The organism is Streptomyces lonarensis (genome assembly GCF_012033735.1).
Classification (GTDB): Bacteria; Actinomycetota; Actinomycetes; order Streptomycetales; family Streptomycetaceae; genus Streptomyces; species Streptomyces lonarensis.
Map to the genome: position 1 here is coordinate 1 of NZ_JAAVJD010000158.1, position 12,612 is coordinate 12,612.

The following is a 12,612-nucleotide window of genomic DNA, read 5'->3' on the forward strand; positions in this document are numbered from 1 at the left end:
GGACCGTGGTGCTGCCCGCGGGCGAGTGCGGCTTCTCCTACCGGCACAGCCGGTTCAAGGCCGAGCCCGACCGGCACGTCGTGCTGCGGGTTAGGATGGAGCTGGAGGACGCGGACGGTCCGGCGGCGGGCGACTCGACGGCGGCCGGGGCGGTGCTCCGGCCCGCCCCGGCGGTGTCGGCCGTCCCGGTCCCGGCGGTCCCGGTCCCGGTCCCGGGGCCGGTGCCGGTTCCGCTGCCGGGGCCGCGGTCGGCCAGGCAGAGCACCAGCGCCGCCGCCACCAGCAGGGCGACCGCGGCCAGCCAGAGCGCCGGTACCAGGCCGTCGACGAACTGCTGCCCGTCGGCGTAGCCGCCGCGAACGGCGAACACCGAGGCGAGCAGGGCGATCCCGAGTGCGCCGCCCACCTCGCGCAGCGAGTTGGCGACGCCGGAGGCGACGCCCTGGTCCGGCGCGGGCACCGAGCCCATGATCACCGCGCCCGAGGGGGCGAAGAAGAGCGTCATACCGAGGCCGCTGAGGACGAGGGCCGGGACCAGCGCCGCGTAGGGGACGCCAGGGGCGACCTGAAGGGCGAACAACGCGAGCCCGGCGGCCATCAGCAGCATCCCGCCGCCGATGACGGGTCGGCCGCCGACGCGGTCGGTGAGGATTCCGGCGAGCGGGGCCACCAGCACCGGCATGGCGGTCCACGGCAGGACGCGGAGTCCGGCCTCGGTCGGGGTGTGCCCCTGGACGATCTGGAAGAACTGCGCCAGCAGGAAGATCGAGCCGAACATGCCGAGGAACATCAGCAGCCCCGCGCCGTTCAGCGCGCTGAAGGTGCGGGAGCGGAAGAGCCGCAGGGGGAGCACGGGGTGGGCGACGCGGGTCTCCCACCGTAGGAACGCGGCCAGCAGCACCACGCCGGTGGCGAGCGACGCCCAGCTGCCGGGCGTGGACCAGCCGTGTTCGTGGCCCCGGACGATGCCGAGGACGACGCCCAGCACCCCGGTGCCGGCCAGTACGGTGCCGCCGAGGTCCAGCGGGTTGCGCCGCCCGAAGCTCTCGGACAGGCCGGCGCGGACGAGCGGCAGCAGCAGGAGCCCGACGGGCACGTTCAGCCAGAAGATCCACTGCCAGGAGAGGTGTTCGGTGACGACACCGCCCACGAGCGGTCCGGCGGCGACGGCCACGCCGTTGACCGCTCCCCAGACCCCAAAGGCCGCTCCGCGTCGCTCGGCGGGGACGGCGGCGGCCAGCAGGGTGAGGCTGAGCGGGAGGAGTACCGCCGCGCCGGCCCCCTGCGCGGCACGGGCCGCGATCAGCATTCCGGTGCCGCCGGCGAGGGCGGCCCAGGCCGAGGCGGCGGTGAAGACGATCAGGCCGGCGGTGAAGACGCGGCGACGGCCGTACCGGTCCCCCAGTGCTGCGGCCAGCAGCAGCAGGCAGGCGAACGGGAGCGTGTAGGCGTTGACGATCCATTCCAGGTCGGTGAGGCTCCCGCCGAGGTCGTCGCGGATGACCGGCAGCGCGGTGGTGACCACCAGGTTGTCGAGGGCCGCCATGAAGGTGGCGGCGCCGGTCACAGCCAGGACGCGCACCGGGAGGCCGGTGGTCGGTGGCGGTGCGGGTGAAGGGGGCGGCGCGGTGTTCACGGTGTCTCCCTGGTCGGCGGGTGGTGCCCGCACGGCGCGAGCTGTTAGTGATTGGTCAATAACTTTTGGGGACATGCGCGCACACGGCCGCACCGCGTGCGCCGCGGCCACCCGAAAGGCGGGCGGCCCGGTCAACCCCCGTCGGGCGCGGCCCCGCACGCCTGCCAACTGCGGTGCCCGGGAGGCAGGTTGAGAGCGAGAAACGCGTTGATCAGCATGCCCTGCCCCATGAACCCGACCGTCCGCCCGTCGTCGGCCCCGAGCCGGAGATGGACGAGATCCCAGATCTCACCCCAGCTCCGGCGGAGCTGCTCGGCGAAGTCGTGGTCACCGGACTCCTCGGCGACCCCGGCGGCCGCGTACATCTGCATCTGGAAGAGCAGTTGCTCCCGGTCGGCGGTGAGCTGCGCATAGGCCTCGCCCATCGCGCCGGCGGCCTCGTCGGGCGGCAGCCCGTCGGAGGCGTCGGCCAGCCGGGCACGGATCTGCTCGCAGCACCGCGCGGCGGCGGCGAGGAAGATGGCCCGCTTGTCGGGGAACAGGCGGAAGAGGTACGGCTGCGAGACGCCCACGCGCCGCGCGATCGCCCCCGTGGAGGTCCCGACGTAGCCACCGCGCGCGAACTCCGCGAGCGCGGCGCGCACCACGGCTTCCCGCCGCTCCTCCGCCGACATTCGGCGGCTTCGCTCTGCCATGCGGACTAAGTTATTGACCAATCACTCACTGGTCAACCCGGCGGGCGCCCCGCAAGGTGGCAGGCTCGCCGACACAGCGACGGGCGCGGCCCTCGGCCCGGGAGCCGTGGGGCGCGCCCGTACACCGGCGGATCAGGCGAGGCGCACCACCGCGCGCGCCATACCCAGCACCTTCTGCCCGGCGGCCATGGCGGTGAGGTCGACGCGCACCGTCCGGGCCTCGTCGTCGAGCTTGACGGCGACCTTGCCCGACACCTCGATGAGGGCGCCCTTGTCGTCGTCCGGCACGACGACCGGCTTGATGAACCGCACCCCGTACTCGACGACGGCACCCGGGTCCCCGGTCCAGTCCGTCACCACGCGGATCGCCTCCGCCATGGTGAACATGCCATGCGCTATCACGTCGGGCAGGCCGACCTCGCGGGCGAAGCGCTCGTTCCAGTGGATCGGGTTGAAGTCCCCGGAGGCACCCGCGTACCGGACCAGCGCGGCCCGGTCCACCGGGAACTCCCGCGCCGGCAGGACGGTACCGACCTCGACGTCCGCATAGGCGACTCTGGCGGCCATCGCGCTCATCCCTCCTCGGTGGCCCGCGCCACCAGCTTCGTGTACGCGGTCACCACGTGCTCGCCGTCGGCGGCGTGCACGTCACCGCGGACGTCGAGGATGTCGTTGCCGGCCATGCTCCGGATCGACTCGATGGTCGAGGTGACCGTCAGCACGTCCCCCGCGCGGACCGGCCGCGAGTAAGCGAACTTCTGGTCCCCGTGGACCACCCGGCTGTAGTCCAGCCCCAGCTCCGGGTCCCGTATCACGTCGCCGGCGGCGGCGAAGGTGATGGAGAACACGAAGGTCGGCGGCGCGGGAACGTCGGGGTGACCGAGCGCACGGGCCGCTTCCGGGTCGGTGTAGACGGGGTTGTCGTCCCCCACCGCCTCGGCGAACTCGCGGATCTTCTCGCGCGCGACCTCGTACGGCCGACTCGGCGGATAACTGCGTCCGACGTAGGACTGATCAAGCGCCATGGGCGCGAACACCTCCGGGAACGAACGCGAGGCCGCCCCGGGAACGGAGCGGCCTCGACGGTCAACAGCTACCTGACGGAACGCGAGGAACCGTCGGGCTGTTCGATGATCTGACGGGATGGTTGCCCGTCGTGGCCGACTCGGAGATGCAGCGGGGAGCGCCGAGGCGTTCCCGCCGATACCGGCCGGCCTGGGTCACGAGATGCGGGTCAGCGCGTCTCGCGGTGCGCCGTGTGCGAGTTGCAACGCGGGCAGTGCTTCTTCATTTCGAGCCGGTCGGGATTGTTCCGCCGGTTCTTACGGGTGATGTAGTTCCGCTCCTTGCACTCCACGCAGGCCAGCGTGATCTTCGGGCGGACGTCGGTGGCAGCCACGTGAGTGCTCCTTGACGGACGGGACGGTTCAACACAGGGACAGTAGCCGATCGGGGCGTAAAACCCAGCATCGGCTACCGATGAGTAGCGGCGACCGGACTTGAACCGGTGACACAACGATTATGAGCCGTTTGCTCTACCGACTGAGCTACGCCGCCAGGATGCGGATGACCGCACCTCAGAGCCCCAAAACGGAATCGAACCGTTGACCTTCTCCTTACCATGGAGACGCTCTGCCGACTGAGCTATTGGGGCGAGCGAGGAAGAGATTACACGTTCCGCGCCGTAAGACGAAATCCGTAAACCGGGGCCGGTCACCCCACCCCTCCCACCGTGCCACACACGGCTCCCGGACCCCGGTTGCCCGACCGCGCCGCCGCGCCGCCGACGCGCCGAGAGGCGAGCCGCGCCGCCGCGGGGGCGGTGCCACACGTCCCCGGTGCCCCGCCCCGGGCCCGGCCGCCGGTCGCCACACCACCCGGCGGTCAGCTCGTACGACTATTGGGTTGCGTCCGCCTGCTGCGCCCGGACGGCTCCCCGGGCGCCGTACCCTCGCACCAGCCCGCCCGGCCGGCACCGCCAGGACGCCGCCGGCGCGCGCCTTCCCCCGTGCGGTGCCGCCGCGCCGCCCCGCGCGGGCGGCGTGCGGGCCCGCGCGCCGCACCGCCCGAGCCGCACCGACTTGCAGGAGCCCGATGCCGCACGACGCCGACGCCGGGGGCACGTCCGTCCTCGTCCTCTCCGGCCCGCGACTGACCGACGGCCGCACCGTGGACGTGAGGATCAGCGCGGGGCTGGTGGAGGCGGTCGGGACACCCGGCAGCCTCGCCCCCACCGCCCCCGAGGGCACGACCCGCGTCGACCTCTCCGGCTACCTGCTGCTGCCGTCCCCGGCCGAGCCGCACGCCCACCACGACTCGGCGCTCACCGCCGAGAGCGAGGGCCCTCCGCCGGGCGACCCGGTCTCCGTGCGCCGCCGCATGACCGAGGCGGCGCTGCTCCAGCTCGGCCACGGGGCGACCGCGCAGCGCACCCACATCCGGGTCGGCGGCGTCACCGGGCTCACCGCCCTGGAGGCGGCCATGGACGCCCGCCGCGGGCTGCGGGGCCTCGTCGACCTCCAGGTGGTCGCCGTCCCCCGGTTTCTCACCGGCCGGGCCGGCGCGGACGACCGGGCGCTACTGCGCGACGCGGCGGCCATGGGTGCCACCGCGCTCGGCGGCAGCCCCGAGCACGACCCCGACCCGGCGGGCTTCCTGGACGTCCTGGTGGAGGCGGCCGCCGAGCACGGGCTGGATCTCGACCTGCACGCCGAGGGCGACGACCCGGCCGCGCTCGCGCGGGTGGCCGCCGCCGCGGGGTCGCTGCGCGGTGGCGTCGGCGTCGGGCCGTGCGTCGGCCTCTCACGCCTTCCCGAGGAGGTGCTCGGCCGCACCGCGGAACAGCTCGCCGGCGCCGGGGTGTCCGTCGTCTCCCTGCCCCAGGGCAACTGCGCGCTCACCGACGGGCCGCGGCCGGCCGGCCGCGCCACCCCGGTGCGGCTGCTGCGCTCGGCCGGGGTGCGGGTCGCCGCGGGCAGCGGGGCGCTGCGCGACAGCGCCAACCCGGTGGGGCGGGGCGACCCGCTGGAGGCCGCGTACCTGCTGGCGTCGCTGGGAGGCTCCGCCCCCGAGCAGGCGTACGAGGCGGTCTCCGGGCGCGCGCGGGAGGCGATGGGGCTGCCGCCGGTGCGCATCGAGTCCGGCCACCCGGCCGAACTCCTCGCGGTGCGCGGTGAGTCGCTGAGCGGGGCGCTCGCGCTGGCGTACAGCCGCGTGGTGGTGCACCGCGGCCGGGTCGTGGCCCGCACGAGCGCGGTCCGGGAGTACTGCGGCTCGGCGGTACCGGCGGCACCGGGTGTGCCGCGGCAGGCGGGTGGCTGAAGCAGGCGGGTGGCTGAGGCGGACCGCGGTCGCTGCCCGGCGGCGCGGCGGTCCGGGCCGGGGTGTGCGGGCACCGCCCCGGGCGCCGCGGTCGCGCCGGAGACCGCCCGGTGGTCGCTCCCGGAGGGCACGCGGGACGGTCCGGGTCGGGAGTGGCCCGGGGCTCCCCCGCGCAAAGAGTGACGGCCGGTCGGGCGGGCAGCACGCCCGGTGGTGCCGGCCTCCCGGGCCGGTGCGTCCCGCGGCGGTACGGTCGGGGCATGCGTACCGTTATCGCCGGAGGACACGGCCAGATCGCCCGCCTGCTGGAGCAGTTGCTCGCCGAACGCGGTGACGAGGTGGCCGGCCTGATCCGCAAGCCCGCCCAGGCCGGGGCGCTTCTCGCCCTCGGTGCCGAGCCCGTCGTCTGCGACCTGGAGTCGTCGGACGTCGCCGATGTCGCCCGCCATCTGGAGGGTGCCGACGCCGTCGTCTTCGCCGCCGGCGCCGGTCCCGGCAGCGGCTCGGAGCGCAAGGACACGGTGGACCGCGGCGCCGCGGTGCTCTTCGCCGACGCCGCCGAACAGGCGGGCGTGCGGCGGATGCTGGTCGTCTCGGCCATGGGCACCGACAGCGAGCCGCCGGCCGGGACGGACCCGGTCTTCGCCGACTACCTGCGCGCCAAGGCCGCCGCCGACGCCGACATCCGTGCCCGGGCGGGTCTGGACACCACGATTCTGCGTCCGGGCCGCCTCACCGACGACGCCGCCACCGGCCTGGTGTCGCTCTCCGCGTCGACCGGGCGCTCGGACGTCTCCCGGGCGGATGTGGCGGCCGTTCTGGTGGCCCTGCTCGACAACCCCGCGACCGCCGGGCTGACGTTGGAGCTGGTCGGCGGGGAGACCCCCGTCGCCGACGCCGTCGCGGCCGTCGCCACCGGCCGCGACTGACCCCCGGGGCGCCGGGGCCGACGACCGGCCGCGGCCGTTGCCGGCGCCCGCGCCGTAGCGGTCGTCGCCGAGGCGGACCGCCCACGCGGCGGAACGGCCGTTCCCGGGCGCCGAGCGCTGCCGGGAACGGCCGTCCGTGCTCCGCCGGGAGGCGGCACCACCGGTGCCGCCCGCCGGTCAGGCCGCGCTGGTCCGCCGGGCCGCCGCGCGGTCCAGGTGGACGGGGAGCCGCTGGTGCCCGTTGGAGATCAGCGAGGGCAGCGGCTGGAGCTCCTCCGGTTCGACGGCCAGCGCCAGCTCCGGGTGGCGGCTGAACAGCGTGCTGAGCGCGACCCGGCCCTCGATGCGCGCGAGCGGCGCCCCGACGCAGTAGTGCACGCCGTGACCGAACGCCAGGTGCTCGCGGGCGGCCGCACGGCTGACGTCGAACTCGTCCGCGCTCTCGCCGTGCACGGCCGGGTCACGGCCGGCAGCGGCGTAGTTGATGACGATCGCGTCGCCCTGTTCGAAGCGGATGCCCGTCACCTCGTCGGTCAGGTCCTTGACCGCGAACCGCAGGATGATGCTGGCGATCGGCGCCTGGTGGCGCAGCGTCTCCTCGACCACCGCGTCCCAGGAGACCTCGCCGCTGACCGCCTTCTCCCGCTGCTCGGGGTGGAGCAGCAGGTTGGTGATCCCGTGGTCGATGAGGTTGACCGTCGTCTCGTGGCCCGCGCCGATCAGGAGCAGCAGGCTGTCCCGCAGCTCCTGGGCGTCGAGCGAGCCCTCGGCGTGGGCGGCGATGATCGCGGAGGTGACGTCGTCGCCCGGGGTCGCGGTCTTGATCTCGATCAGCTCGTTGAGGAGCCGGTACGTCTCGACACCGCCGGCAGCCGCCTCCTCAGGGCTGAGGTCGGTGGCGAACAGCGTCCCGACGGCGTCGCGGAACTCGTCGTGCAGGCTCTCCGGGACGCCGAGGAGGGCGTTGACCACCAGCAGCGGCAGCCGCCAGGCGAACTGGTCCCGCAGGTCGACGGTGCCGTCCGCCACGTCGGGCCGCAGTTCGTCGAGGAGGTCGTCGGTCATCTGCTGGATCTGCGGCTCCAGCGCCCGCACCCGCCGCGCGGTGAAAGCCGCGGCGAGCGGCTTGCGCAGCCGGGTGTGCTCCGTTCCGAACGCGGCGAGCGCGTTGCGGACGTCGACCCAGATGCGCAGCGGCCAGTCCTCCGGTATGCGGCCCTCCCGGTACGCGGGCCAGTGCTGGTGCGCGTCCTTCGACACCTCCTTGTGCGCGAGGAGCCGGCGGATCAGACCGGGATCGGTCACCGACCAGGCCGGGATGTCGCCGGGCAGGAGGACACGGACCGCGGGGCCGAGCTGCCGCAGCGCCGTGGCCTCCCCGTGTATGTCGGAGCCCGAGCCGTCGAGTGGGTAGGGGCCGCTTCCCTGGGACGCCTGTGCGGTCATCGGTTCACCTTTCGGAGGAGGCGAGCGGGGAGGTGGGCTGGAAGTGGACGAGGAGTTCGGTCAGCCCGGAGTGGTAGGTGCCGGGCCGCCGCGAGATGTCGCCGGCGAACGTCAGCGGCTGGAGGCGGTCGAGAATCCGCTCGATCGCCGTCTCGGTGATGATCCGCGCGAGATCCGGCGCCGGGCAGGCGTGGACCCCGGCCGAGAACGCGAGGTGCCCGCGGTTGCCAGCCCGGGAGCCTGGTGCCATGCCGAGCGCCGGGTCGGAGTTGGCGGCGGCGAACGACACCAGCACCGGGTAGCCGGGGTGGATGGTGATGCCCTCGTAGGTCTGGTAGCCGAGGGCGTACAGCGGGCTGTAGTTCGCCATCGGCGGGTCGTTCCACAGCACCTCGTCGACCGCGTCGGAAACCGGCTGCACGCCGTCGTGCACGTTTCCGGCGAAACGGGAGTCCGTGATCATCCGGAGCAGGCCGTTCATGATGAGGTTGCTGCTCGGGGTGGTGGCGGCCCCGATGACCAGGAGGATGGTCTGGATCATCTCCTCGTCGTCCAGACCGGCCTCGTGCTGCAGGAGCCAGGAGGTGACGTCGTCCGCCGGTTCGCGGCGCTTGAGGTACACCAGCTCCAGGTTGGAGGCGTGGACGTTGGCGCTGGCCTGCGCCGCGTCGGTGCCGTCGAAGAGCTGGCCGATGGCCTGGACGATGCGGTGCCCGAGTTCGTCGGGGCAGCCGAACAGCTTGATCAGGGTCATCATCGGCAGCGGGTCGGCGTACCGCGGCACCAGGTCGGCCCGGCCGTCGGCGCAGAAGGTGTCGATGAGCTGGTCGGCGATGGCGGTGACGGTGTCCGCCAGCGCGTGGGTGTCGACCTTCTCCAGGCTGCCGGTGATCGCCCGGCGGTGCCGGGCGTGGGCCGGGCCGTCCATCCACAGGGCGTTGTCCCGCGGGCCCATCATCATCGCCGCGGGGCTGTCGGCGGGGACGTGTCCCTCGCGCAGCGCCTGCCAGTGCCGGGGGTTCTTGGCGAACCGGTTCGGGGTGTTGCGCAGCAGGTACAGCGCCGAGCGGTAGGTGGTGGTGAGGTAGCCGTAGACGCCCGGTGAGATCTCCACCGGCGCGATGGGGCCCTGGGCGCGCAGCCGTTCGTAGGTGGCGCGCGGGTTGGCGCTGAACTCCGTGCCGAAGATCGGCAGCGGGTGGTCCGGGGGCGGCTCCTGCGTCGCGGTGGCGGCGTGGCCGGCGGTGTCGTTCACGGACCGGTGGGCCGGGCACTGCCCCCCGGACGGGTCGGTGGTCATGCGGTGGTCTCCGGGGTGAGGGTGAGCACGTGTCGGGTCAGCGTGATGAGCGCGTCCGTCGAGCTGCGGTGCTCCCGCGCGTCGCAGATGACCAGCGGGGTCTCCGGTTCGAGGTCCATCACCTCGCGCAGCCGCTCGACGCTGTGCTCGGGGGCGTCGTCGAAGCGGTTTATCGCGATGGCGTAGGGGAGGTCGAGGTCCTCGATGAGCTCCAGGATCGGGTAGGTGTCCTCCAGCCGGCGGGTGTCGACCAGCACCAGGGCGCCGAGCGCGCCGAAGGCGAGGTCCCGCAGAACGGGGAAGAAGCGGGGTTGGCCGGGCGCTCCGAAGAGGTACAGCACCAGGTCGTCCGTCAGCGACAGCCGGCCGAAGTCCATGGCCACGGTGGTGGAGGTCTTGTTCGGCAGGTTGGTGTGGTCGGTGTCGATGCTGGCGGACGTCATCACCTCCTCCGTGCTCAGCGGCGCGATCTGCGACAGCGCGTGCACGAAGGTGGTCTTGCCGGCGCCGAAGTGACCGGCTATCAGGATCTTCACCGTCCGCTCGTCACCGCGCAGCGCCGGCGCGGTGCGTTGGTCAGAGGCGCTGGAGTCCAGCAAGGACTTCCTCCAGTAGCTTGCGGTCGAGGCGGTCCGACCGGGTGATCGGCCGCTGGGTGGTGATGTGTCCCCCGCTCATGAGGTCGGCGAGCAAGACGCGCAGCACGGACAGCGGGAGCCGCAGTCGGGCGCCGAGTTCGGCGACCGACTGCGCGCTCGACGCGAGCAGGTCCAGGACGTGGCGCTGCTCCGGCGAGAGCCCGCCGCGCCCCGGCCCGGGGTCGGGCCGGGTGATCAGCGTGATCGCGTCGAAGTGGTTGCGGCTGGGTGTGGAACGACCACCGGTGACCACGTAGCTCCGGACCAGCCCGTCACGCGGGCGATCGCCGCTCACGCGCCGCCAACCGGGGCCTGACGCGGCGCCAGCCCGAGTTCCTGGCCGACCCGGTCGATGGTCTTGCCCATGCGGAACGACATCGCCTCGATGTCCACCTCGCGGCCCGCGGAGACGACCAGGAAGGTGCCCTCGCCCGCCGCGACGATGAAGATGAACCCGTTGCCGAACTGCACGAGCGTCTGCTCCCAGGGGTCCTCTCCCCCGCTGGCGAAGACCGCGGCGGCCCGGCTGAGGGACTGCAGACCGGAGGTGAGGGCGGCGACGGAGTCGCCCAGGTCGCGGTCGACGCCTTCCGAGGTGGCGGTCATCAGCCCGTCGGCGGAGAGCAGCACGGCGTGCCGGGCGTGCGGGACGCTCACCAGCTCGTCGAGGATCCAGCTCAGGTTGGGCGCGGGGTTCACAGGGTGTTCTCCTCATCGTGGTTGGAGGTCGAGCCACGCACGAACGCGGCGAAGGCGCGTCCGGCGTCGGGGGCGGGGGGACGGCTCGAAGGCACCGTGGGCCGGCTGCGGCGGTGGGAGCCGCCGCGCTGCCGCCGCCGGACGGGGAGCCCGTCCTCGGCGACCGGGTAGGGGGCGTGGGTCTCCCCCTCGCCGGGGCCGGCGCCCTGCGGGGTCGCGGGCTCGGCGGCGGCGTACGAATCGGGCTGGTGGTGGGCGGCCGGCTGCTGCGGCACGGGCGCGTGGTGGGCGGCCGGCTGCTGCGGGGCGGGCACCTGGTGGGTCGCCGGCTGGGGCGTGCCGAAGGAGTCTTCGTAGGGGTCCTGGTAGGACTCCTGGAAACCGTGCGAGGCGGCGACGGGAGCGGGGGCCGGGGCGGGCTGCGCGGCGCGCTGCGGGAGCGGCTGGGGTGCCTGCTGCGGTTCGGCGGAGGCGGCGGGCCGGCTGCCGGGCTCCGGGAGCGGCGGCATCTGGCTCACCGGACGGGACGGCGCCGGCGGGGCGGCGAGGAGTTCGCGGGGGATGTGCAGTACGGCACGAACGCCTCCGTGGACCGATTCCTGGCCCACCTGGACGCGCAGGCCGTAGCGGGAAGCGAGCATGCCGACGCCGGCGAAGCCGAAGCGCGGCGGGTTCCGCATCTCGGTGAGGCGCACCGGCTCCTGGCCGGTCAGCAGCCGCCCGGCGCGGTCCCGCTCCTCCGGGGTCAGGCCGATACCGGCGTCGTCGATGACGATGCTGATGCCGTTGTGCGCGGAGACGAAGCCGACCTCGACGTCGGTGCCGGGCGCCGAGTGGCGGGCGGCGTTGTCGAGCAGTTCGGCGACGGCGAGGACGACGGGCTCCACCACGCGGCTGGTGACGTGCTCCGTGGGCTCGCCGGTGACGCGCACCCGGCGGTAGTCGCGGATGCGGGAGACGCCGCCGCGGACGACCTCCAGCAGCGGGGAGTCGTCACGCTGCCGGCCCGGCCAGGAGCCGGTGAGGACGGAGACGATCTGCGCGCGGCGTGCGAGCTGGGAGCAGGCGTGGTCAATCGGGATGAGGTCGGCGAGGACCTTGTCGCTGTGGTGGCCCTCCAGCATCGCGGTGATGGCGATCTGCTGCTCGGCCACGAGCGCCTGGAGGGACTGCGTGACGGCGCGGACGGACGCCTGGGCGACGCTCTCGGCCTTCTCGGTGATCTGCCGCTCGGCACGCCGGGCGGACTCACGGGCGATGACGCTGATCGCCTGGAGCGCGCGCTCCTGGGCGCGGGCAAAGTCGGTCTCCGCGAGGGTGGGGTGCAGGGACGGCCCCGGGCGGCCCTTGTCTGCGAGGCGGCGCAGTCGCGTCTCGACGAAGTGCACGGCTTCCTCGTCCCGTGCGGTGATCTTGGCCTGGGCCTGGCGCAGTTCTGCCTCGCGGACGCGGGCGAGCCGCCGCCACCGCACGGCCAGGGCGGCCGTGACGGCAAGGAGAACCGCCAGTGTCAGCGCACCGACCTGTATCAGGGTCATCTGTTCCTCACGGGTTGGCTGGCGAGGTCACACGGGATGCGCGTGGCCGCGTGGCTGTGTGTCCTCGGGTACTGACGTGGGGCGGGGGTCACACCATCGGCCACATGGGTGGCGCATCCGCCGGAACCCTATCTCTTCGAATCCGAGTGACCACCCCGCGTGCATTACCAGAGCATTTGGCTGCGAACGACCCTACTGAGAGCCATTTCTGATGGCCCGTCAGATATTGATGGTGGGGCGCAAACGGTGCCGTGTCGACCGTTTCGACACGGTCGGGGCGCGACGGGGTGGCGGAGCGCCGGTCCCGCCGGCGGGGTCGCCGCGCTTCCGGAGCGGCGGACGGCCCGCAACGGCAAGCAGTCGTCGCGGTAATCCGGTGGGCAGCGGAATGGCCGGAAGCAATGGCTCGG

General features: G+C 73.6%; 13 protein-coding genes and 2 tRNA genes. 2 read left to right on the forward strand and 13 right to left on the reverse strand.

Going from position 1 to position 12,612, the window contains the following annotated elements; translation table 11 throughout:
• Nucleotides 1-37: 37 nt before the first annotated feature.
• From HCN56_RS17900 to HCN56_RS17930, 7 genes are all read right to left on the reverse strand, one after another.
• Nucleotides 38-1,546 (reverse strand): MFS transporter, encoded by a 1,509-nt coding sequence (locus tag HCN56_RS17900; protein ID WP_245246703.1) that lies wholly within the window; start codon nt 1,544-1,546, stop codon nt 38-40.
• Nucleotides 1,547-1,767: 221 nt separating this feature from the next.
• Entirely contained in the window at nt 1,768-2,331 is a 564-nt protein-coding gene (locus HCN56_RS17905) for a TetR/AcrR family transcriptional regulator (RefSeq protein WP_245246700.1), read from the reverse strand.
• Nucleotides 2,332-2,463: 132 nt separating this feature from the next.
• Complete coding sequence (locus HCN56_RS17910; RefSeq protein WP_167972379.1) at nt 2,464-2,898, reverse strand: MaoC family dehydratase; 435 nt, start codon at nt 2,896-2,898, stop codon at nt 2,464-2,466.
• Between the two features lie 5 nt (nt 2,899-2,903).
• A complete protein-coding gene (locus tag HCN56_RS17915) occupies nt 2,904-3,356 on the reverse strand; it encodes a MaoC family dehydratase N-terminal domain-containing protein (RefSeq protein ID WP_167972381.1) in 453 nt (150 codons plus the stop codon).
• 209 nt (nt 3,357-3,565) lie between these two features.
• Nucleotides 3,566-3,730, reverse strand: coding sequence for a 50S ribosomal protein L33 (gene rpmG, locus HCN56_RS26545; protein WP_103501369.1), 165 nt, complete (start codon nt 3,728-3,730; stop codon nt 3,566-3,568).
• Between the two features lie 85 nt (nt 3,731-3,815).
• A tRNA-Met gene (locus HCN56_RS17925) sits at nt 3,816-3,888 on the reverse strand.
• Between the two features lie 24 nt (nt 3,889-3,912).
• Nucleotides 3,913-3,985, reverse strand: a tRNA-Thr gene (locus HCN56_RS17930).
• 440 nt (nt 3,986-4,425) lie between these two features.
• Here HCN56_RS17930 and HCN56_RS17935 point away from each other — a divergent pair.
• Nucleotides 4,426-5,652, forward strand: a complete 1,227-nt coding sequence (locus HCN56_RS17935) for an amidohydrolase family protein (RefSeq protein WP_167972383.1) — start codon at nt 4,426-4,428, stop codon at nt 5,650-5,652.
• Between the two features lie 260 nt (nt 5,653-5,912).
• The gene (locus HCN56_RS17940; RefSeq protein ID WP_167972385.1) at nt 5,913-6,581 is read left to right on the forward strand and encodes an SDR family oxidoreductase; all 669 of its coding nucleotides are present in this window, start codon (nt 5,913-5,915) and stop codon (nt 6,579-6,581) included.
• A 177-nt stretch (nt 6,582-6,758) separates the two neighbouring features.
• Here the strand turns inward: HCN56_RS17940 and HCN56_RS17945 are convergent, their stop codons facing one another.
• Genes HCN56_RS17945 through HCN56_RS17970 form a run of 6 tightly spaced genes read right to left on the reverse strand, consistent with a single transcriptional unit; the run spans nt 6,759 to nt 12,202 of the window.
• Nucleotides 6,759-8,027: a cytochrome P450 family protein gene (locus tag HCN56_RS17945; protein WP_167972387.1), complete on the reverse strand. Its 1,269-nt coding sequence runs from the start codon at nt 8,025-8,027 to the stop codon at nt 6,759-6,761.
• Between the two features lie 4 nt (nt 8,028-8,031).
• The gene (locus HCN56_RS17950; RefSeq protein ID WP_167972389.1) at nt 8,032-9,327 is read right to left on the reverse strand and encodes a cytochrome P450 family protein; all 1,296 of its coding nucleotides are present in this window, start codon (nt 9,325-9,327) and stop codon (nt 8,032-8,034) included.
• Nucleotides 9,324-9,923, reverse strand: a complete 600-nt coding sequence (locus tag HCN56_RS17955; protein WP_167972397.1) for a GTP-binding protein — start codon at nt 9,921-9,923, stop codon at nt 9,324-9,326. The genes HCN56_RS17950 and HCN56_RS17955 overlap by 4 nt, the downstream gene beginning before the upstream one ends.
• The gene (locus HCN56_RS17960) at nt 9,904-10,260 is read right to left on the reverse strand and encodes a DUF742 domain-containing protein (protein WP_167972391.1); all 357 of its coding nucleotides are present in this window, start codon (nt 10,258-10,260) and stop codon (nt 9,904-9,906) included. The genes HCN56_RS17955 and HCN56_RS17960 overlap by 20 nt, the downstream gene beginning before the upstream one ends.
• On the reverse strand, nt 10,257-10,664 hold the full coding sequence (locus HCN56_RS17965; protein ID WP_167935254.1) for a roadblock/LC7 domain-containing protein: 408 nt from the start codon (nt 10,662-10,664) through the stop codon (nt 10,257-10,259). Before HCN56_RS17965 ends, HCN56_RS17960 begins: the two co-directional genes overlap by 4 nt.
• On the reverse strand, nt 10,661-12,202 hold the full coding sequence (locus tag HCN56_RS17970; RefSeq protein WP_167972393.1) for an ATP-binding protein: 1,542 nt from the start codon (nt 12,200-12,202) through the stop codon (nt 10,661-10,663). The genes HCN56_RS17965 and HCN56_RS17970 overlap by 4 nt, the downstream gene beginning before the upstream one ends.
• Nucleotides 12,203-12,612 lie beyond the last annotated feature (410 nt).

Coding starts and splice junctions, on each gene's coding strand:
- HCN56_RS17900 (WP_245246703.1), bottom strand. CDS start 1,546: ATGGCGGCCCTCGACAACCTGGTGGTCACCACCGCGCTGCCGGTCATC.
- HCN56_RS17905 (WP_245246700.1), bottom strand. CDS start 2,331: ATGGCAGAGCGAAGCCGCCGAATGTCGGCGGAGGAGCGGCGGGAAGCC.
- HCN56_RS17910 (WP_167972379.1), bottom strand. CDS start 2,898: ATGGCCGCCAGAGTCGCCTATGCGGACGTCGAGGTCGGTACCGTCCTG.
- HCN56_RS17915 (WP_167972381.1), bottom strand. CDS start 3,356: ATGGCGCTTGATCAGTCCTACGTCGGACGCAGTTATCCGCCGAGTCGG.
- HCN56_RS17935 (WP_167972383.1), top strand. CDS start 4,426: ATGCCGCACGACGCCGACGCCGGGGGCACGTCCGTCCTCGTCCTCTCC.
- HCN56_RS17940 (WP_167972385.1), top strand. CDS start 5,913: ATGCGTACCGTTATCGCCGGAGGACACGGCCAGATCGCCCGCCTGCTG.
- HCN56_RS17945 (WP_167972387.1), bottom strand. CDS start 8,027: ATGACCGCACAGGCGTCCCAGGGAAGCGGCCCCTACCCACTCGACGGC.
- HCN56_RS17950 (WP_167972389.1), bottom strand. CDS start 9,327: ATGACCACCGACCCGTCCGGGGGGCAGTGCCCGGCCCACCGGTCCGTG.
- HCN56_RS17970 (WP_167972393.1), bottom strand. CDS start 12,202: ATGACCCTGATACAGGTCGGTGCGCTGACACTGGCGGTTCTCCTTGCC.